Source organism: Mangrovibacter phragmitis, from assembly GCF_001655675.1.
Lineage (GTDB): Bacteria > Pseudomonadota > Gammaproteobacteria > Enterobacterales > Enterobacteriaceae > Mangrovibacter > Mangrovibacter phragmitis.
The window spans coordinates 271907-291976 of record NZ_LYRP01000022.1 but is presented as its reverse complement, the minus strand read 5'-3'; the positions used below and the strand labels follow the sequence as shown (position 1 = coordinate 291976).

The window sequence follows — 20070 nt, the reverse complement described above, 5'->3', positions numbered from 1 at the left end:
TTACCCCGGCAGCCAGGCCGCTTGTGCGGTCTGGCGATATCTGTTTTTCTCGTCACACTGATTCAATGCTTTCCTTTCAATCTGTCCCACAGGTTATGCTACTATCTGCTGGTATGTTCCCGTTCTTTTTTGCCTGAAAGGGCGCAGTCAAATTCAGCTTTGAGATGGTGTTATGTCTTCCAGAACGCTTACCCCGGATGTTATTGGTCTTGATCAATTTAATGATGACCCGCTTTCTGCTCTGAAGCAGGCGGAAAACGGTGCTATTGCTGTTTTCCATAACAACCGCCCGGCATTCTATGCACTGACACCGCAAAGGCTTGCTGCACTGTTAGCTATTGAAGCGGCACAACAGCAACCCGTCCCCCTGGCAGATATTACTCTGGATGACTCACTTTTCAGTGACGCCCCTTTACCCACCGGCCCGGTTCCCCTGGGGAAATTTGCTATGTATTCAGGCTGGGCGCCGGATGCCGATTTTCTCCGCCAGGCTGCATTGTGGGGCATTATATTAGCCACACCCGTTGCGGCAGAGGAACTGGCGGCATTCACAGCATACTGGCAGGCGGAAGGCAAAGTATTCCATCATATTCAGTGGCAACAAAAACTGGCGCGCCATCTGCAAATCAGCCGTCAGGCCAACGGCAACACAGCACGGCGGGATATTTCGCAAATATCACGTCCGGACGAAAGCATTCCTGACGGTTTCCGGGGGTAATGATGGTAAAAAAAGCAACCGACCTGCTATCCCGTGTCCGGCGCCATATTCCTGATGGCGTTCGCCCCGCGTTTACCACACCCCAGGAGTGGCACCAGTGGCAACTTGAACAAGGCCGACAGCGCTCGCTGGCGCTCGCACGGGAAAACCAGGCGATGAAAATGCAACGCACCTTCAAGCGCTCAGGCATTCGTGAATTGCATATTAATTGCTCGTTTGATAATTATCTTGTCGAGTGTGAAGGCCAGGCTCTGGCACTGGCGCGTGCACGTAAGTATGCCGATGAATTCGAAGGAAACATTGCCAGCTTTGTCTTTTCAGGCAAACCCGGCACCGGGAAAAACCACCTGGCTGCAGCTATTTGCAACGCATTGTTATTACATGGGAAATCTGTACTGATTATAACCGTGGCAGATATCATGTCGGCGATGAAAGGCACCTTCAGTGAAGGGGCTGAAACCACAGAAGAGCGCCTGATAGAAGACCTGAGCAGAGTGGACTTACTGGTCATTGATGAAATTGGTGTCCAGACAGAATCCCGTTACGAAAAAGTCATTATTAACCAGATTGTTGACCGGCGCTCTTCTTCCAAGAGGCCAACAGGCATGCTTACCAATTTGAATATTAACGAGATGAACCAGCTATTGGGCGAGCGGGTAATGGATCGTATGCGGCTGGGCAACAGCCTGTGGGTCATTTTCAACTGGGACAGTCACCGCAGCCGGGTTACCGGAAAAGAGTACTAAAATCCGAATTATTGGGCAGGCAGCAGCACTGCCCGAAATCAGGTTTATACTAGAGCCACAATGATTGGCTTCCCTGATGGATTTTCTTATGAGCGTTAAGCAACCTGTACGTCTTTCTCTTGCGCTAGCCTTTGGGCTGGTATCGGCAACAGCCAGCGCCGTAAATCTGCAGCAACTCTCCAGCTCAGCAGAGCAATTAATGGGCAGTAGCACTGGCAGTGCGAACAATAGCAACACCTCTTCACTGACCAGCCTGCTGGGCAGCAGTAATTCCCTGAGTGCGGGAAATATGAACAATGCGGCGGGAATACTGCAGTATTGCATGAAACAAAAACTGGTGAATGCAACCTCCGCAGATAACGTAAAAAATCAGTTACTTAATAAGCTTGGGCTGGAAAACCAGAGTAGCAGCACCTCACAGGATTACCAACAAGGGTTAGCTGGCCTGCTGAACAGCAAAGAGGGTCAACAAATTAACCTTGATTCACTGGGTAATTCAGAACTGGGTAAAAAGGTGAAAGCCAAAGCCTGTGATTTGGTACTGAAGCAGGGAGCCAGTTTCATATCTTAACTTACTGTATAAAAAGAAAAAGCGCAGAAATCTGCGCTTTTTTTCTCAAATGCAACGCGCTGTTCAACTATCAACGCCGTTTTACACGATGCCGCACACGATCTGTATCCAGCATACGTTTACTGACTTCACGATAATGTTTGAAAAAACAAAACATTACGAAAGCAAACAGTCCCGCAAGACTAATAATATATAACCACATAAAGGTATCCACGATTGCTGTGCGGAATAAAGGGAAAATATCCCCAATAAAGTTGCAGTAATGTAGCATGGAGACCTTTCAGATTATCCTGAGGAAAGTCTGAAAATCATTATGTTTTAACATGATATCTTGCTAAAGAAGATCAGACAAAACCGCACTAATCCAGATTAAACACTAAAAAAAAACCTGTTTCAGGGGATAAGTCCAGAATAAAGCGCCACACCACAATAAACTTTCCTGGCTAAATCACTAAGGGAAGTCCGAAGTTTCTCTGTTTGATGACATACCCACATACACATTAAAAAAACCTCTTACTGCAGCACATTTTTGTTGCAGAAAAATTGCACGGCGTATTAACTCAGGCTAGATTAGGCTGCCCAGGATAGTCGCTCGCCTGAAGAGCCCCCGGGTATTCAGATGAGGAACCCGTAGTGTCAGAAGTTATCTCGTTTTTTCTGTTTGTCGCATCTATCGTTGTTTATACGTGGAAGGCTGGCCGCCACACCTGGTGGTTTATCTCTACGATTGTGGTACTTATTGTCTTTGTTTTGCTGAATATCGTGCTTTATGCCAGCAATTATTTTACTGGCGAAGGGATCAACGATGCTGTGCTGTACACTCTCACCAGTAGCCTCACAGGTGCAGGTATACACAAATATATCCTACCGGGTATCGCTCTTGTTGCGCTTCTGGTGGGCCTTTTTTTCGGGTTGTCCTGGTTGTTACGCCGCCGTAAATACGCACCACATCACCGTGGCTACAGCTTGCTGGCGTTAATTCTGGCGCTGGCCTCTGTTGATGCCAGCCCGGCATTTCGCCAGCTGTCTGAACTGGTGAAATCCCAATCCCGTCAGGGTGACCCGGATTTTGCTGTTTACTATAAAGAACCCAACAAAACGATTCCTTCCCCTCATCTGAATTTGGTGTACATCTATGGGGAAAGCCTTGAGCGCACTTACTTTGATAACGAGGCATTTCCCGGCCTGACGCCTGAACTTGGCGCACTCAAGCAGGATGCCATTGATTTCAGCAAAACCGGTCAGCTACCGGGCATGGACTACACCATCGCAGGTATGGTGGCGTCACAGTGTGGCATTCCCCTTTTTGCGCCATTTGAAGGTAATTCATCGGCCTCGATGTCCACTTTTTTCCCACAAAACATTTGCCTTGGCGACATTCTGAAGAATTCTGGCTACGAAAACTATTTTATGCAGGGCGCCAATCTACGTTTTGCCGGGAAAGATGTATTCCTCAAATCTCACGGTTTCGACTACCTCTACGGTTCGGAAGAACTCAAGCAGAGAGTCAGTGATCCGGCGTATAAAAATGACTGGGGTTACTACGACGACACCGTACTGGATGAAGTGTGGCAGCAGTTTGTCACGCTATCCAGCCAAAATAAACGCTTCGCTTTGTTTACTCTGACAGTGGATACTCACCACCCGGATGGGTTTATTTCCCGTTCCTGTACACGCCGCAGTTATAAAATAGACGGTAAGGCAAATCAGTCGTTCAGCGCTGTCACCTGCAGCCAACAGCATATCGCCGCGTTAATTGAAAAAATTAAAGCATCGCCCTGGTTTAAGAACACTGTCATCGTGGTGTCTTCGGATCATCTGGCAATGAAAAATACCGCATGGCCCTATCTCAATAAACAAGACAGGGAAAATCTGTTCTTCATCATTCGTGGAGACAAACCTACGCAACAGCTGGTTTCCGTGAAACGTAACCCCATGGATAACGGCGCAACCGTGCTGGATATTCTGGGTGGAGATAACTACCTCGGCTTAGGGCGCAGCAGCCTGTCCGGGCAGTCGCTCTCTTCGCTCTTTTTGAATATGAAGGACAAAATCCTCGCCTGGAAGCCAGACGTGATTCGCTTGTGGAATTTCCCAACGCATATTGACACCTTCAATATTGATAAAGGCAAAAACACAATCAGTTTCTCCGGCAGCACCTTCCGCCTGCCGTTACTGTTACGCGTGTCCGACAAAAAAATCGAGCCATTGCCAGAGAGTGAATATTCCGCTCCATTGCGCTACCAACTGGCAGACTTCGCGCCCCGGGATAACTTTATTTGGGTTGATACCTGCTACAAAATGGCGCGCCTGTGGTTGCCAGAACTCGCGCTTTCCAGCGATTTGTGCGTGGCGCAAGGGCAGTTGGGGGGCCAACAACAGGTTCAGGCAGTCAACACTCAGGCCTGGCAAGGCAAGGCTCATTTCCCTGACACTGTCATTGATATGGCGCGTTACCGGCAAAATATCGATAAGCTAAAAATTGTCGATAATGACATCCGCTACAAAGCAGACAGTTTCATTTTCAATGTAGCCGGGGCACCGGAAGAAGTGAAAAGCTTCACCGGAATTTCCCGCCCGGAAGCATGGGGGCGCTGGTCTAATGCCAATATCTCTCCTGAAGTGAAAATTGAATATACACGGCCCTTGCCAGCGCACTTTGATGTGGTGATTAAGGCCAAAGCCTATGGCCCCAATATCAACCAGCCAATTCCAGTGCGTGTAGGTGACCAGGAACAGGTTCTGACTGTCGGTGATACCCCAGTCACAACAACATTGCGCTTTGATAACCCGGGCAACAGCAGTACGCTGACCATTACACCGCCAGCACCGCAGGAATCCAATATGGACAATATCCTCGGGCACTCGCCGCGTAAATTAGGGGTTGGTCTGATAAGCGTGGAAATTGTCCCGTTATCCTGAACAGGCTCAGCAAGGGCCCTGAGCCCTTGTTATCTGCCCCCGATGTTACGGCCCACAAACCTGGTTACGCCCGGCAGATTTCGCCTGATAAAGGTTGGTATCTGCCCGTTGTACCCAGTCATCCATTGAGGCAAACTCTGGCTGCCAGGGTGCCACACCAATACTTACCGTAAATGAGACAGAAACTGCTTCCCAGTCAAAGGAATAAGCTGCAATTGCTGCCCGTAGCCGCTCCATTGCCAGGCAGGCATCCCGCGTCGTCACATCCCGCAATAACACAATAAACTCCTCGCCACCCAGGCGGGCCACCAGATCCGTGCCCCGGGTATGCGTCTCCAGTAAGCGTGCCAGTTCCTGCAATAAAGCATCGCCCGCCAGGTGGCCATATTTATCATTAATCCGCTTGAAGAAGTCCACATCAACCAGCGCCAGGCAATGCCTGGACATCCCTTGTGAAGGTAAGTTGAGATCAGGCAAAGCATGTAATGATTCAAAAAAAGCAATACGATTTGGTAACCGGGTCAACCCGTCGTGGGTGGCGTTGAAGCGTAACCGGTCTTCCATTTCCGAACGTTTGTCTTCGAGACTGCGGGCCCGAATGAGTGTTCCCAGGGTGGTGACTATCGGTTTCAGTTGTGCGACCAGATCGTCATCCATCCCTTGTGGCCTGTTCGCCAGGGCTATCATACCTACAGGCTGCTGATTAAACACAATGGGAATACCCAGGAAATTATGCAAAGGAGGATGGCCCGGAGGAAAACGGCGTTTTCCCGGAAATGCTGGCACATCGTTCACACATATAATTTTGTTGTGCGTAATAACTTGGCCAAACATGTTATCCAGCCGGTGAAAAATCAGCGCGTTATTCGCCCGCATCTGCTCATCAAACCACTGAGTAACAGAGTCATTCCACGATATATTTGAAATAGCCGGAATATGTAAAGACAGCCCTCCTTCGGTATCCTGCACAATACCAATAAAGCCGAATTCACACTGGGTCATATTCAGTAATGGCGTGAAAACATGGTCACAAGCCGAAGCCAGGTCGTGATCGTGCAAAAAACGGTTCTGTGCATCCAGTAAAATATCCAGTAATGCACGTTGCTGAACCATTTTCTTTTCATTCGCTACATGCTCAGTAATGTCATGAGCATACTTCACTATGCGGCACAAGCGGCCTTCAGAATCAAAGATAGGGTTATAATTGGCCTGGATCCATAATGGCTGGCCGTTCTTACGGATTCGTTTAAATCGCCCTTTCCAGCCTTCACCACTGCGCAACGCTTTCCAGAAACGCTTGTATCCGCTGGCAGATACTTCATCTTTGGCACACAAAAAAGCATGATGGCGCCCCACCAACTCACGCTCAGTGTACCCCGTCATCGCCAGGTAATTGTCATTGGCACACAGAATGAAACCGTTTTTATCAAATTCAATCACACCCTGAGCACTATCGAGCGCCTGCAAACGAGCATGATATTCCACATACATCAATTTTTCTTGAGTAATGTCCATTGCCATCATCAAAATACTTTGTAATTCATTATTTTTATTCAGTACGGGTGAATAAGATGCATGTAGCCACACAACACAATCATCATGATGGCAACGTTTAAATTCGCCACAGGTAATATTCCCGGCCAGCACATCCTGCCAGAAAACATCACCGTAACCATGACTTAATACAAATTGCGAATGGTTAATATTCGCCATTTCTTCAGCATGAGAGAAACCCATTAAATTAGCAAACTGTTGATTTGCTGAAATAACATTACCGGACAAATCAAACTCAGCCATCGCCCAGCCACTATCAAGTAATAGCTGACTGGAATCACCAAATGAAACAATGTGTTGCTCATAATTATTGTGCTGTGTTGTCATCATCGTTTTGCCTGAAAGCATTACTTAAGCCAAATAGAGAGAATGAAGAATCATTCCCCATACAAAGTTATTTTTTCTTACCATGGCTTTTAATTGAGTATGGTTTAAAATTGTATTTGCGCCACTTACAACGGCTTCATAAAAAAACAATATTCATCTCTGATAATATCCGGTACTTAATGGATTTTTTGCCTGCGACCCGGAGAACTGTGCACGCATATACACCTGCAATGTGAAAAAGTAAGAGGATAACTGCTATGCTCCTTTTATCCTTGAGCAATAAGGACACAGTCATGACAACAACGATTGCAATGCTACGTGAAACCCGCCCTTTACTGGATGACCTGGTTGCAATGAAAGAAACGGTTTGGTGCAACCCGGATATCACCTCCGCCGAAGAAGGGCTGCGCTATAGTGGGCTGACCCGCAGGGATGTACAGAGCGCAGAGCAACGTCTGACACGTTTTGCTCCCTGCCTGAAACAGCTCTTCCCGGAGACAGCGGCTGCCGAGGGTATGATTGAATCGGAACTGGTTGACATACCCGCTCTCAAGGCAGCCCTGAACCAGAAATATGGTCACGCGGTGCCCGGCCGGGTAATGCTAAAAAAGGACAGCCATTTGCCTGTTGCCGGGTCGGTAAAAGCCCGGGGAGGTATTTATGAAGTGCTCACCTGGGCTGAACACCTGGCTTTTCGTACCGGGTTACTCAACCCTCATGACGATTACAGCAAACTGGACAGCGATGTGGCCCGCCAGTGCTTCAGCGATTACGAAATTGCCGTCGGCTCCACAGGAAACCTCGGGCTGTCTATTGGTCTGATGGGGAAAAAACTGGGATTTCGTGTCACTGTGCATATGTCTGCCGATGCAAAAGCATGGAAGAAAGCACTACTGCGGGAATGTGGTGCTAATGTCATTGAATATCAGGATGATTACAGTGTGGCCGTCAGCCATGGCCGGGAAGCGGCCAAACACCATGAAAATACATTGTTTGTTGATGATGAACATTCACGTACTCTGTTTCTGGGGTACGCCGTAGCTGGCGAGCGCCTCAAAAAACAGTGTGATGAACAAGGTATTATTGTCGACCATGAACACCCGCTATTTGTCTACCTGCCATGTGGTGTGGGTGGTGCACCGGGTGGAATCAGCTTTGGGCTGAAACTGGCGTTTGGCGATAATGTGCACTGTTTTTTTGCTGAGCCAACACACTCACCCTGTATGTTCCTTGGCGTGTATAGCGGCCTGCATGACCAGATAAGTGTTCAGGATATTGGCCTTGATAACCATACCGTTGCTGATGGACTTGCTGTTGGCCGGGCGTCTGGTTTTGTCGGTAAAACGATGGCACGCCTGATTTCAGGGTATTACACTCAGTCTGACGAAACGTTGCTTTCCCTGTTGGGCGATGTCTGGCGCCATGAAAATATTTTTCTCGAACCTTCAGCTGCGGCAAGTATTTCTGGCCCATGGGTGACTGCGGCTGAAAGTGCCAAATCCTTCAGCGCGCAACAACTGGCTGGTGCCACCCATATTCTTTGGGCTACAGGTGGCGGCATGGTGCCACAAGCGGAGCGCGAAGCATTACTACTCCAGTCGGGCCAGTAAACCTTCCGGCCTGCTCCACCGCAGGCCGTAATTCACTCTGGATTCAGGCTCTGTAGCACAGCGATACAACGCGCAGTAACCTCTTCAACAGTGGCATTCACATCTACAGCAAACACATCTGTCTCATCCGCCTGAGGCTCCTCCAGTGTGGCAAACTGGCTTTGCAATAATGTCACCGGCATAAAGTGCCCCGCCCTGTCAGCCATACGAGAGTAAATTGTTTCATAATCACCCTTTAACCACAGGAATATAATATTAGGGCTGCCTTCACGTAATTTATCGCGGTAAATTCTTTTTAATGATGAACAGACAATAATTCCCACTTCATTTTTCTTATAAAGGCTATAAGAAACATCATTTAACCTTGCTAACCAGGGAAAACGGTCATCATCATTTAGTGATTCACCACGAGACATTTTATCAATATTATTTCGCGGATGAAGATCATCACCATCAATAAACTTTGCGGGTAACTGCTGTGCCAGTTTTGTTCCCACCAATGATTTACCACTACCAGAAACGCCCATTAAAATAATACTTTTCCCCGCCATTATTCGACTCCCAGCGATTGAATTGCCAGAATACTAACTCACCAATGGTAATGTCATACACCCTTTTTTCAGCCACGTTTCAGAATTTATGGCTTCATCACGTTATGCGTAACATTGTTTTGTAACAGCCATACAATGTGACAACGGTCACAAATAAACATCAAAAAAGTGCGTTTTAATGATTTGTGTCAAAACCAATCAGAGAATGCACATCATGGAAATTACGACCAGGTCCTGTGTTGTTTCAGGCAAAGAAGACGTGTCAGTTATTCAGCAAAATGTTATCTGGAATAACCAGGAAACTTTAGTAGAAATAGTGCGTGGTGGTATTTGCGGGTCTGACCTTCATTATTACCAGGAAGGTAAAGTAGGTAATTTTCAGGTTAAACAACCTATGATTCTTGGTCATGAAGTTATTGGCCGTGTGGTAGCAACAGACTCACCTGACTTACAAAAAGGACAACGCGTTGCCATTAATCCATCGCGCCCTTGTGGACAATGTAAATATTGTCTTAATCACGAGGAAAATCAGTGTACCACCATGCGATTTTTCGGTAGTGCAATGTATTTTCCTCATGTTGATGGCGGGTTCACACAATATAAAGTGGTTGATACTGCACAGTGTGTGCCCTATGCCGAGCACGCTGATGACAAAATAGTCGCCTTCGCGGAACCCCTGGCTGTCGCTATTCATGCCGCTCACCAGGCGGGGGATTTAGAAGGTAAACGTGTGTTCATCTCTGGTGTGGGGCCAATAGGATGTCTGATTGCCGCAGCGGTTCGCACCCTTGGCGCTGCTGAAGTGGTGTGCGCCGACATCAGTGAACGCTCACGCCAACTGGCGCAAGAGATGGGCGCAACACAAACTGTGGATGCCAAAAACGGTGATTTTACTGCCTGGGAAGAAGAGAAAGGCTATTTCGATATCGCCTTTGAAGTTTCAGGTAATGCAGCATCGGTACAACGCTGTATTGCAGTTACCCGTGCTCGCGGCGTGCTGGTACAAGTTGGTATGGGCGGCAATATTCCTGATTTCCCGCTAATGAATATTATTGCCAAAGAACTGGTTCTGAAAGGATCATTCCGTTTCACCACTGAATTTTCCACCGCCGTCAACTGGCTGAGCAATAATACTATCAATCCACTCCCGCTGCTGTCTGCGGAATATCCATTTACTGATCTGGAAAATGCACTTAAATTTGCCGGCGATAAAACCAGAGCAGCGAAAGTCCAACTTGTTTTTTAATACCAATACAGGACATTACATAATGAACGATTTATTTTCTCTTCAGGGAAAACGTATTCTTATTACCGGTTCAGCCCAGGGGATTGGTTTCTTACTGGCAAATGGTCTGGCGAAATATGGTGCGCAAATTATCGTTAATGATATTACTCAGGAACGAGCAGAAGCCGCAGCCAATAAACTGACTCAGGCCGGTTATGTGGCAAAAGCGGTGGCTTTTAATGTCACCAATAAAGCAGATATTGATAAAGCCGTCAGCCAGATTGAACAAGATATTGGCCCCATTGATGTACTGATTAATAATGCCGGGATCCAGCGCCGCCACCCATTTACCGAATTTCCGGAACAAGAGTGGAATGAGGTTATCGCCGTCAACCAGACTGCTGTTTTTTTGGTTTCTCAGGCAGTCACTCGCCACATGATGGAGCGCAAAGCAGGCAAAGTTATCAACATCTGTTCTATGCAAAGTGAATTAGGCCGGGACACCATCACCCCCTACGCGGCATCCAAAGGCGCAGTAAAAATGCTTACTCGCGGCATGTGCGTAGAACTGGCCCGCTACAACATTCAGGTCAATGGTATTGCTCCTGGTTACTTCAAAACTGAAATGACCAAAGCGCTGGTTGATGACCAGGCATTCACTGACTGGTTATGTAAACGCACACCGGCCGCACGTTGGGGTGACCCTGAAGAATTAATTGGTGCTGCTGTGTTCCTGTCAGCTAAAGCGTCTGACTTTGTAAACGGCCATCTATTGTTTGTCGATGGCGGCATGCTGGTCGCAGTCTGATTTTACTTATTAACCCTTTCCCTATATATGCGGGCGGTTTTACCCACCGCCCGATTAACCATAAAAGAGATAAAACATCATGCCACTGATTATTATCGCCATAGGCGTAGCGTTGCTGTTATTGCTTATGATTGGTTTTAAAATCAACGGCTTTATTGCCCTGATACTTGTTGCGACCGTCGTGGGCTTTGCAGAAGGAATGCCAGCCCATGACGTTATTCATTCTATTCAATCCGGCATTGGCGGAACCCTTGGTGGTCTGGCCATGATTTTAGGGTTTGGCGCAATGTTGGGGCGCCTGATTTCCGATACGGGCGCAGCACAACGCATTGCCACAACACTCATTCACTCATTTGGCCGCGAACGCGTTCAATGGGCGCTGGTTATTACCGGTTTAGTGGTTGGGCTGGCCATGTTTTTCGAAGTTGGCTTTGTTCTTTTATTGCCACTGGTATTTACCATTGTTGCCGCATCACGTTTGCCGTTGCTGTATGTCGGCGTACCAATGGTTACGGCGCTGTCCGTCACGCATTGTTTCTTACCACCACATCCAGGCCCAACGGCTATTGCTGCCATCTATAATGCCAACCTGGGTACAACATTGCTGTACGGTATTATCATCACTATTCCAACTGTAATAGTCGCAGGCCCTATATTTTCGCGCTTTCTCACCAAATATGAAAAAACACCGCCTGAAGGGTTGTTCAACCCACATCTGTTCACTGAAGAAGAGATGCCGGGCTTTTGGAACAGTATTTTTGCCGCCATTATCCCTGTGGTACTGATGGCAATAGCCGCTATTTGTGAGATAACACTGCCCAAAGAACACCCCGTCCGTGTATTCTTCGAATTCATTGGTAACCCAGCCGTCGCGCTCTTTATCGCAATTGTGATTGCTGTCTTTACCCTGGGTTTGCGCAATGGCCGGTCTCTGGAACAGGTGATGAACATCACTGGCGATTCCATTGGCGCTATCGCAATGATTGTATTCATAATTGCTGGCGGTGGCGCATTTAAGCAGGTTCTGGTAGATAGCGGTGTGGGGAAATATATCGCTGACCTGATGAGTGGCACCACACTCTCGCCGTTATTGATGTGCTGGACGGTAGCCGCAGTGCTACGTATTGCTCTGGGGTCCGCAACCGTTGCCGCCATTACGACAGCAGGGGTTGTACTACCTATTATTGGTGTCACCCATGCAGACCCGGCGCTTATGGTGCTGGCAACCGGGGCTGGCAGTGTTATCGCCTCCCATGTGAATGACCCGGGCTTCTGGTTATTCAAAGGTTATTTTAACCTGAGTGTCACAGAAACATTGAAAACCTGGACAGTCATGGAAACACTGATTTCATTTATGGGTCTGGCTGGCGTTCTGGCCATTAACGCAATTATCCACTAATACAGACAACGGGTGGCAGGACGCGTATTCCGGGCAAAACCTGAGCAGGTCGTCTGCTTTTGCCACCCGGCTCATTCCACTGGCAGGCGAGTGTTATCCAAACATCATGAGAAACCATCGCATTTCATTACAGGATATTGCTACGCTGGCAGGCGTCACAAAAATGACCATCAGCCGTTATCTGCGTACGCCGCACAAAGTTTCACGGGAGACCGGAGAAAAAATTGCCAGCATCATTGAAGAGATAAATTACGTACCAAACCGCGCACCAGAAATGCTGCTTAATGCCCGGAGCTATACCATTGGCATCCTGATTCCTTCCTTTCAAAATCAACTCTTTTCCGACATTCTGGCAGGGATTGAATCTGTCACATCGGGCCATAATTACCAGACACTGATAGCAAATTACAATTACTGCCAGCATTCAGAAGAGGAACAGGTTATCAACCTGCTCTCTTACAATATTGACGGTATTATTCTCAGTGAAAAACACCATACATTACGTACCAGCAAGTTCCTGCGTGCGGCAAAGATCCCCGTGGTTGAAGTCATGGATACCCAGGGTAACAGGCTGGACATGGAAGTGGGGTTCAACAATAAACTGGCCGCTTACGATATGGTCAATACTATGCTGGAAAAACGCCAGCGGAAAAAAATTGTCTACCTTGGTTCAAAAGACGACGTCAGAGATGAACAACGTTTTCAGGGCTACAGTGAAGCTATGGCAGAAGCCGGGTTACCTTGCCTGCGCATCAACCCTCACTCTATCTCATCTATTCATCTCGGCTCCCGAATGCTGCAAGATGCACTGGCACAATACCCCGATTTAGACGGTGTATTTTGTACCAATGACGACATTGCGATGGGGGCTTTACTATGGTGCCACATGCAAAATATCTGTGTACCGCAAACCCTGTCAATTGCCGGTTTCCACGGGCTGGAAATGGGTAAGCGCATGATACCAAGCCTTGCCAGTGTGATTACTCCCAGGTTTGACATTGGCCGCACTGCGGCACAGATGCTATTAAAGAAAATAGAGGATGACGAAATAGTGGGTAACAGTGTTGATTTGGGCTACCAAATCTATATGGGCGATACCTTGTGAAATGGCGCCATTTTCAGATTGATGAAAAAGAAGGAAAAAGCGTGGTTTTTCCTTCTTTTTAGTTAGCAGCCGAAAATCAATAAATTGATTTTCCTGATTTTTTATTGGGTGACATACTATCGTTCTGTGCAGACATGAGGTTTGTCACCAGACTCAAAATGGCGCCATTTTAAGGATAAAACCGTTACTCTTTAACTGTATTTTCCAGGAAAAAACGGCCTAACGGATTCTGGTAGAAACCCTTAATATTCTTACGGCTGACATTACGGTACGGGCTGTAATACAGATCGATCCAGTTCACGTCGGCTTTGGCCATTTTTTGCAGACTGATGTACATCTGCTCACGTTTTTTCGGGTCCATTTCCAGGCGAGCCGCAGCAACCAGCGCTTTCACTTTCTCATTGTGGTAGCGGGTCATGTAGTTCATGTTCGCGTCATGGCCTAGCACAAATGTGGTTTTTTGGTCCGGGTCGAGAATATCGTTGGTCCAGTACATCACAGAAATATCGTAATCACCGGCCACCAGCATGTCCCAGCTTTGGCTTGGATCCACTTTCTGTAAGTTAACTTTCACCCCGGCTTTTGCCAGTTGCTGCTGCAGCAGAATAGCGATTTGTTCATCCACTTCATCGCCCGCATTCACCACATAGTTCAGCGCCAAATCCGATGCCCCGGCAGCTTTCAGCATCGCTTTGGCTTTTTCCGGATCATAAGGGCGGCGCAGGTTATCACTGTAGTGGTACAGCGCGCCCGCAGGAATATAGGAATTCGCCACCTGGCCGTAACCAAAAGTCACCGTTTTAACAATCGCGTCTTTATCAATGGCAAAATCCAGTGCCTGGCGTACCGCTACTTTGCCAAGGGCGCCGTGAGAATGGTTGATCAACAAGTGATCTTCACGGGTAGAAGGATCCAGTTCAACTGTCAGGTTTTTATCTTTTTGTAAGGAAGCGATGCGCGAAAACGGCACGGTGAGCGCAGCGTCCAGTTCGCCAGCCTGCACTTTCAGCATACGGGTATTATCATCCGGGATGGTCAGCCACTCGACTCCATCCAGGCTGACATCTTTCGCCTGCCAGAACAGTGGGTTCTTCTCCAGAACCACTTTCTCACCACGCACCCACTCTTTCACACGAAACGCGCCAGAGCCGACAGGTTTTTCAGCAAACTCATCTTCCCCTTCCGCTTTCAGTGCTTTTTCTGAAATCACCGAAGCATTAGGCAATGCCAGTTGCGATAAGAAAGGTGCCGCTGGCGCTTTCAGGGTAATCACCAGTGTGCGGTCATCCGGGGTTTCCACTTTAGCGATATTACTGTAGGAATCGCGCCACAGTGATCCTGCGTTGTCCCGAATACGTAACAAGCTGAAGGCCGCATCGTGAGAGGTCAGTGGTGAGCCATCAGAAAATTTGGTATCACGGATTTTGAATGTATACACCTTACCATCGGGTGAGATAGTCCAGCTTTCCGCCACACCAGGTTCAAGTTTGGTGCCAGTCTTATCTACCCGAATAAGTGGGTCGAACACATTGGAAAACACCCAATTATCCGCATTTTGCGCCGATTTAATCGGGTCGAACGTGGTACTGTCTTCACGACGGCCAATGGTTAAAATACCGGCTGCCTGTGCCAGTTCACTCATGGCGCTCAATGCCAACAATAACCCTGCTGCTGCCAATTTAACGTGCTTGCGCTTCATTCAACACTCCCCCAGTCAACGGAAATACAGTCTCTTCGCCTGCATGAGCTAACACGCAGGTCCAGCTATGGTCGGCAACATGCCGGGTCTGTGGTGGTGCGCCAGTGCAACATTGTGCCTGGGCATATGGACAACGCGGATGAAACGCACACCCGGCCGGAATCGCTATCGGGCTGGGAGGCTCGCCGCCCAATGGTTGGGCAGGGAGCGGTTTATCCGGGTCGATTTCGGGAATCGCGGCTACCAGTGCAGCGGTATACGGGTGGCGCGGATGAGAGAACACCGTTTCAGACGGCCCCTGTTCAACAATACGCCCCAAATACATCACCGCCACGCGGTCACATAAGTGGCGCACAATGGCCAGGTCGTGGGCGATAAACAGAATCGCCAGCCCCATTTTCTCGCGTAAGCTCATCAGCAAATTAATGATTTGCCCCTGAATAGAAACATCCAGCGCCGCCACACATTCATCTGCCACAATTAAGCGTGGTTCAATCGCCAGCGCCCTGGCAATACCTGCCCGCTGGCATTGCCCGCCACTGAGCTGGCCGGGTTTGGATGCTGCCTGCATGGGGCTTAAACCCACCAGCGTCAGCAATTCATCCACTCGCCCGGCAATATTCTCCGTGGGGACTTTGCGATGCACCCGCAGCACTTCGGCAATGCTTTCGCCAATAGTCTGGCGCGGGTTCAGTGATGAGAACGGGTCCTGAAAAATCATGGCAGTTTGCTGGCGCAGGCGAGCTACGTCGCTGCGCAACCCATGGGTAATACGCATACCATCAAACCGTACTTCGCCACTTGCCGGACGTTCCAGTTGCAACAGCGCCCGGCCAAGAGTACTTTTGCCACTACCAGACTCACCCACCAGCCCGAGTGTTTCTCCTGGTGAAATTGCCAGGCTTACCTGATTAACCGCGTGAACAACGCGCCGCGCGCGTCCCCAACCGCCTCCGGCCGGAAAAGTTACGCTCAGGTTTTCCGCTTCCAAAAGCGGCCAGCTTTCCTGTTTCGCCATTATCCCTCCCGCTGTGTTAGTGGTTGAAAGGGGTGAAAACAGGCCGCGGCATGAGACAGGCTGTTCTGTGTATAGTGCAGTGCGGGTTGTTGCTGGCGACAGGCTTCACTGGCTGCATGGCAACGCGGGTGAAACCGGCACCCTTCAGGAAAATGGTTTGCCACTGGTGGCTGGCCGGGAATGGTTTTCAAATACCCGGCACTGCCTTCACTTTGTGGCTGGCAATCAATAAGGCCCTGAGTGTAGGGGTGCGCCGCGTGGTGGAGCACTTCGCGTTTTCCGCCTGATTCACACAACCGGCCGCCATACATTACTGCGATACGGTCACAGGTTTGCGCCACCACTCCAAGGTCGTGGGTAATCATTATCATCGCCACGCCCAGTTCACTGCGTAAATCGCTCAGCAAACGCAGGATCTGCATCTGCACGGTGACATCCAGCGCAGTCGTCGGCTCATCGGCAATTAACAGGCGTGGTTCTGCCGCCAGTGCAACCGCAATCATTGCCCGTTGCCGCATGCCCCCAGAAAACTCATGTGGGTAATTTTTTGCCCGGTTTTGTGGGTCAGGGATCCCCACCTGGCGCAAAAAATCCAGGGCATCGGCCCGCGCCTGCCTGCGGCTGGCGCCAAAGTGCAGGCGGCGGCTCTCGGCAATTTGCTCACCCACCGTCATCACCGGGTTAAGGTGGCTGGTCGGGTTTTGGAAAATCATACCGATTTCCCGCCCGCGAACACCCGCCATCTGCGCCTCACTCAGGGCAACAAGATCACGCCCGGCAAGGATGATACTTCCCCCGCTAATGCGCAGCCCCTGCCCTGGTAACAAACGCATCAGCGCACGGCAGGTCACTGTTTTACCTGAACCACTTTCCCCAACCAGGCCTAACATTTCCCCTTCAGCCAGACGAAAGCTGATGCCATCCACCAGCGTCACCTGGTTTGCGGTTGTCACGGTCAGTTGTGAGACATCCAGTAAGGTCATACGCGCTCTCCTAACCGGTCACCTAACCCATCAGCCAGCAGGCTGAACCCCATTGCCAGCATTACAATTGCCAGCCCGGGGAAGGTGGTTATCCACCAGGCGGTGGTAATAAAGCTCTGCCCTTCAGCCACCATCACGCCCCATTCAGCAGTTGGCGGCTGAACGCCTAAGCCGAGGTAACTCACCGCGGCCCCGTTCAGCAGAACCAGAACACAGTCAGACATGGAGAACACCAGTGCGCCCGTCAGCGCGTTGGGCAATAAGTGGCGAAACAGAATACGGGTGTGGCTGTACCCCAGGCTGCGCGCGGCGAGAATAAAATCACGCTGTTTCAGGGTTAACACCTGCGCCCTCACCAGGCGGGCATATGACACCCAGCCCACCATTGCCATCGCAATATAAAAACTGCCGAGCCCGGGCCCCAGAATGGCGATGATTGCCAGCATCAGAACCAGGAAAGGAAAAGCCAGGACGATATCAATGACGCGCATAACGACTGCATCCACAACACCGCCCAGGTAACCAGAAAGAGCCCCCAGCACTGTTCCCAGCGAGAACGGGAAAATCACCCCCAGCAGGCAAATTTGCAGATCCACGCGTGCGCCCCACACTACGCGGGAAAAAATATCGCGCCCGAAGTTATCGGTACCAAACAAATGAACACCACCAGGAGGGAGCAGGCTCACTGACGGGTCCTGGTTTATAGGGTCGAAAGGTGCCAGCCATGGCGCAAAAATTGCGGCCAGTAACCACAACCCGATAATGCAGGCACCAGCTACCAGCGCGTGCTGGCGCGGAATAAAACGCCGCCGCCACTGCGCCACACTTGCAGACAAGGTCAGGTTCATAGTTTCACCCTCGAGTCCAGAGCAACTGTGAGCACATCCGCCACCAGGTTAACGGTGACCGTCGCCAGTGCAAAAACAATCACCACGCCCTGAACCACCATATAGTCCCGGCTGAAAATCGCTTTGATAAGTAACTGCCCCATTCCGGGTATGGCAAACACACTTTCTATCACTACCGTGCTGCCAATCAGCCAGCCAATGTTAACCGCCAGCAGGTTAATGGTTGGCACCAGTGAATTCGGTAACACATGCCGCCAGAAGATACGTGATTCCCGCTGGCCCCGTGCCCGGGCAGCCACCACATAATCACTGCTCATTTCCATCAGCAGGCTGGCGCGCAGGTTGCGAATCAGCACCGCCGATAACGCCAGCGCCACCGTAAAACACGGCAAAGCCATGTGGTGCAGGCGTTCGGTCAGGTCATCGCCATAACCCGAAACCGGGAACCAGCCCAGCGTCACGCTGAACACGATTATCATCATTATTCCCAGCCAAAAGGCAGGAAAACCCAGCCCGGCGGTGGTAAACAAGCGAATACACTGATCCCACACTCCTCCTCTATGACGTGAAGCCATGGCAGCCAGAGGAATGGTAATCACAATTGCCAACAGGACACTCCCTGCCACCAGCCAGATTGTTGGCTCCAGCCGGGAGCTTATTAACTTCAGGGTATCAACCCGGTAAACAATGGACTTACCCAGTTCTCCATGGAGCAGGTTGCGCAGAAAATAGAGATACTGCACCCATAAGGGTTCATCGAGGCCAAACTGGGCGCGAATACGGGCCAGTGCTGCAGGAGTACTGCGCACACCAAGTAAAATGCGCGCCGGGTCACCCGGGATGGCGCGCACCATGGCAAACGTGATAATGCTTATTCCCAGCAAAACTGGCAGCAATTGCAGGGGGCGAAACAGCAGAAACCGGTAACGGTGCATCAGTCGCCTCCTCTGCTACGCTGCCGTTCAAGAAAATCCAGCAGGACCGGGTAATAGGCCTGGGGTTCTTCATAAAACGGCATGTGGCTACTATTGGGGAATACATGCAGTTCCGCCTGGGGCAGACCCTGCTTCATTTTCATCGCACAGGCAGGTGTCAGTTCATCATGCTGGCCGGTGGTAATCAGGCAGGGCACCTGAATCATGTGCAAATCAGCACTGCGGTCCCAGTCTTTTAAATTACCGGTATAGAGAAACTCATTCGGCCCCTGCATTGTCTCGTAAGGCCCCATATTCCAGTCTTCCAGGGAACGCTTTACCGGAGCAGGCCAGACATCAAGCCGGCAAACATGGCGGTAATTCAGCAAGGTGACTGCGGCCTGGTATTGTGGGTGACTCAGCCAGCCCAGAGCTTCATAACGTTGCATCATCGCAACCGTTTCTGGCCCCAGAGCCTCGCGCAGGCGGTTGAGCTCTTGCACCAAATGGGGCATATCCGCCACCGTGTTTTCGAGGATCAGGCTACGAATCGCACCAGGGTGGTGCAATGCCACTTCAATAGCCAGCCAGCCGCCCCATGAATGCCCCAACAAATGCACTTTCCCAAGATTCAGCGCACGGCGTACTGTTTCAACTTCCTGAACATAGCGCTCCATTGTCCAGAAGCGCGGGTCCTGCGGACGGTCGGATTTTCCCGTCCCCAGTTGGTCAAAAGCCACCACCCGGTAGCCCTGCTGTTTCAGGCAGGAGTGGGCTTCACGCAAGTAATCGCAGGGCAACCCCGGCCCGCCATTCAGGCAAAGAACGACGTCGTCACCTTCACCAAACTCCCAGGCAACCACGTTGTAGCCATTAACCGTAATATCATGGCGTTTATCTGGCTGAATTTCGCTCCACATATTTCCCTCCGGTGCCCGTTATTCAATTCGCGGGTGTTTTCCTTACGCTAACGGCTTCGTCAGGCACTGAACAGTTAGCAAAAATACTAGTTTTGCCTGCCAGGTCAGTACAAAAAACAGTCAATTAATGGCACTGTATTTGCATATAAAGC

General features: G+C 49.8%; 17 protein-coding genes. 9 read left to right on the top strand and 8 right to left on the bottom strand.

What is annotated here, in order from left to right:
* Positions 1–172 precede the first annotated feature (172 nt).
* The 4 genes from dnaT (at position 173) to opgB (ending at position 4957) form a co-directional block, all read left to right on the top strand.
* Complete coding sequence (gene dnaT, locus A9B99_RS14490) at positions 173–718, top strand: primosomal protein DnaT (protein ID WP_064598627.1); 546 nt, start codon at positions 173–175, stop codon at positions 716–718.
* A gap of 2 nt (positions 719–720) precedes the next feature.
* Positions 721–1464 carry a DNA replication protein DnaC gene (dnaC, locus tag A9B99_RS14485; RefSeq protein WP_369936274.1) on the top strand — a complete coding sequence of 248 codons (744 nt, stop codon included), beginning with the start codon at positions 721–723 and terminating at the stop codon, positions 1462–1464.
* A gap of 88 nt (positions 1465–1552) precedes the next feature.
* Positions 1553–2035 carry a YjjA family protein gene (locus tag A9B99_RS14480; RefSeq protein ID WP_082917882.1) on the top strand — a complete coding sequence of 161 codons (483 nt, stop codon included), beginning with the start codon at positions 1553–1555 and terminating at the stop codon, positions 2033–2035.
* 633 nt (positions 2036–2668) lie between these two features.
* Positions 2669–4957, top strand: coding sequence for a phosphatidylglycerol--membrane-oligosaccharide glycerophosphotransferase (gene opgB, locus A9B99_RS14470; RefSeq protein WP_064598619.1), 2289 nt, complete (start codon positions 2669–2671; stop codon positions 4955–4957).
* A gap of 45 nt (positions 4958–5002) precedes the next feature.
* On the opposite strand, the gene A9B99_RS14465 is transcribed toward opgB, so the two are convergent.
* Positions 5003–6841 (bottom strand): sensor domain-containing diguanylate cyclase, encoded by a 1839-nt coding sequence (locus A9B99_RS14465; RefSeq protein WP_197499280.1) that lies wholly within the window; start codon positions 6839–6841, stop codon positions 5003–5005.
* A 290-nt stretch (positions 6842–7131) separates the two neighbouring features.
* On the opposite strand from A9B99_RS14465, the gene A9B99_RS14460 reads away from it, so the two are divergent.
* On the top strand, positions 7132–8448 hold the full coding sequence (locus A9B99_RS14460; RefSeq protein WP_064598617.1) for a D-serine ammonia-lyase: 1317 nt from the start codon (positions 7132–7134) through the stop codon (positions 8446–8448).
* A 32-nt stretch (positions 8449–8480) separates the two neighbouring features.
* Here the strand turns inward: A9B99_RS14460 and A9B99_RS14455 are convergent, their stop codons facing one another.
* Positions 8481–8999, bottom strand: coding sequence for a gluconokinase (locus A9B99_RS14455; RefSeq protein WP_064598614.1), 519 nt, complete (start codon positions 8997–8999; stop codon positions 8481–8483).
* Positions 9000–9213: 214 nt separating this feature from the next.
* Here A9B99_RS14455 and idnD point away from each other — a divergent pair, with 214 nt between their 5' ends.
* The 4 genes from idnD (at position 9214) to idnR (ending at position 13536) form a co-directional block, all read left to right on the top strand.
* Positions 9214–10245 (top strand): L-idonate 5-dehydrogenase, encoded by a 1032-nt coding sequence (gene idnD / locus A9B99_RS14450; RefSeq protein WP_064598611.1) that lies wholly within the window; start codon positions 9214–9216, stop codon positions 10243–10245.
* 22 nt (positions 10246–10267) lie between these two features.
* Positions 10268–11032: a gluconate 5-dehydrogenase gene (gene idnO / locus A9B99_RS14445; protein ID WP_064598608.1), complete on the top strand. Its 765-nt coding sequence runs from the start codon at positions 10268–10270 to the stop codon at positions 11030–11032.
* A 79-nt stretch (positions 11033–11111) separates the two neighbouring features.
* Positions 11112–12431 (top strand): gluconate:H+ symporter, encoded by a 1320-nt coding sequence (locus A9B99_RS14440; protein WP_064598606.1) that lies wholly within the window; start codon positions 11112–11114, stop codon positions 12429–12431.
* Between the two features lie 106 nt (positions 12432–12537).
* A complete protein-coding gene (gene idnR, locus A9B99_RS14435; RefSeq protein WP_064598604.1) occupies positions 12538–13536 on the top strand; it encodes a DNA-binding transcriptional regulator IdnR in 999 nt (332 codons plus the stop codon).
* Positions 13537–13720: 184 nt separating this feature from the next.
* Here the strand turns inward: idnR and A9B99_RS14430 are convergent, their stop codons facing one another.
* The 6 genes from A9B99_RS14430 to A9B99_RS14405 are packed head-to-tail and all read right to left on the bottom strand — an operon-like array spanning position 13721 to position 19918.
* On the bottom strand, positions 13721–15235 hold the full coding sequence (locus tag A9B99_RS14430; RefSeq protein ID WP_064598602.1) for an ABC transporter substrate-binding protein: 1515 nt from the start codon (positions 15233–15235) through the stop codon (positions 13721–13723).
* Positions 15216–16253 (bottom strand): ABC transporter ATP-binding protein, encoded by a 1038-nt coding sequence (locus A9B99_RS14425; RefSeq protein WP_036106511.1) that lies wholly within the window; start codon positions 16251–16253, stop codon positions 15216–15218. Before A9B99_RS14425 ends, A9B99_RS14430 begins: the two co-directional genes overlap by 20 nt.
* The gene (locus tag A9B99_RS14420; RefSeq protein WP_064598600.1) at positions 16253–17236 is read right to left on the bottom strand and encodes an ABC transporter ATP-binding protein; all 984 of its coding nucleotides are present in this window, start codon (positions 17234–17236) and stop codon (positions 16253–16255) included. Before A9B99_RS14420 ends, A9B99_RS14425 begins: the two co-directional genes overlap by 1 nt.
* On the bottom strand, positions 17233–18084 hold the full coding sequence (locus tag A9B99_RS14415) for an ABC transporter permease (protein WP_064598598.1): 852 nt from the start codon (positions 18082–18084) through the stop codon (positions 17233–17235). Before A9B99_RS14415 ends, A9B99_RS14420 begins: the two co-directional genes overlap by 4 nt.
* Positions 18081–19019: an ABC transporter permease gene (locus A9B99_RS14410; protein ID WP_064598596.1), complete on the bottom strand. Its 939-nt coding sequence runs from the start codon at positions 19017–19019 to the stop codon at positions 18081–18083. The genes A9B99_RS14415 and A9B99_RS14410 overlap by 4 nt, the downstream gene beginning before the upstream one ends.
* A complete protein-coding gene (locus A9B99_RS14405) occupies positions 19019–19918 on the bottom strand; it encodes a proline iminopeptidase-family hydrolase (protein WP_064598594.1) in 900 nt (299 codons plus the stop codon). Before A9B99_RS14405 ends, A9B99_RS14410 begins: the two co-directional genes overlap by 1 nt.
* Positions 19919–20070: the final 152 nt, after the last annotated feature.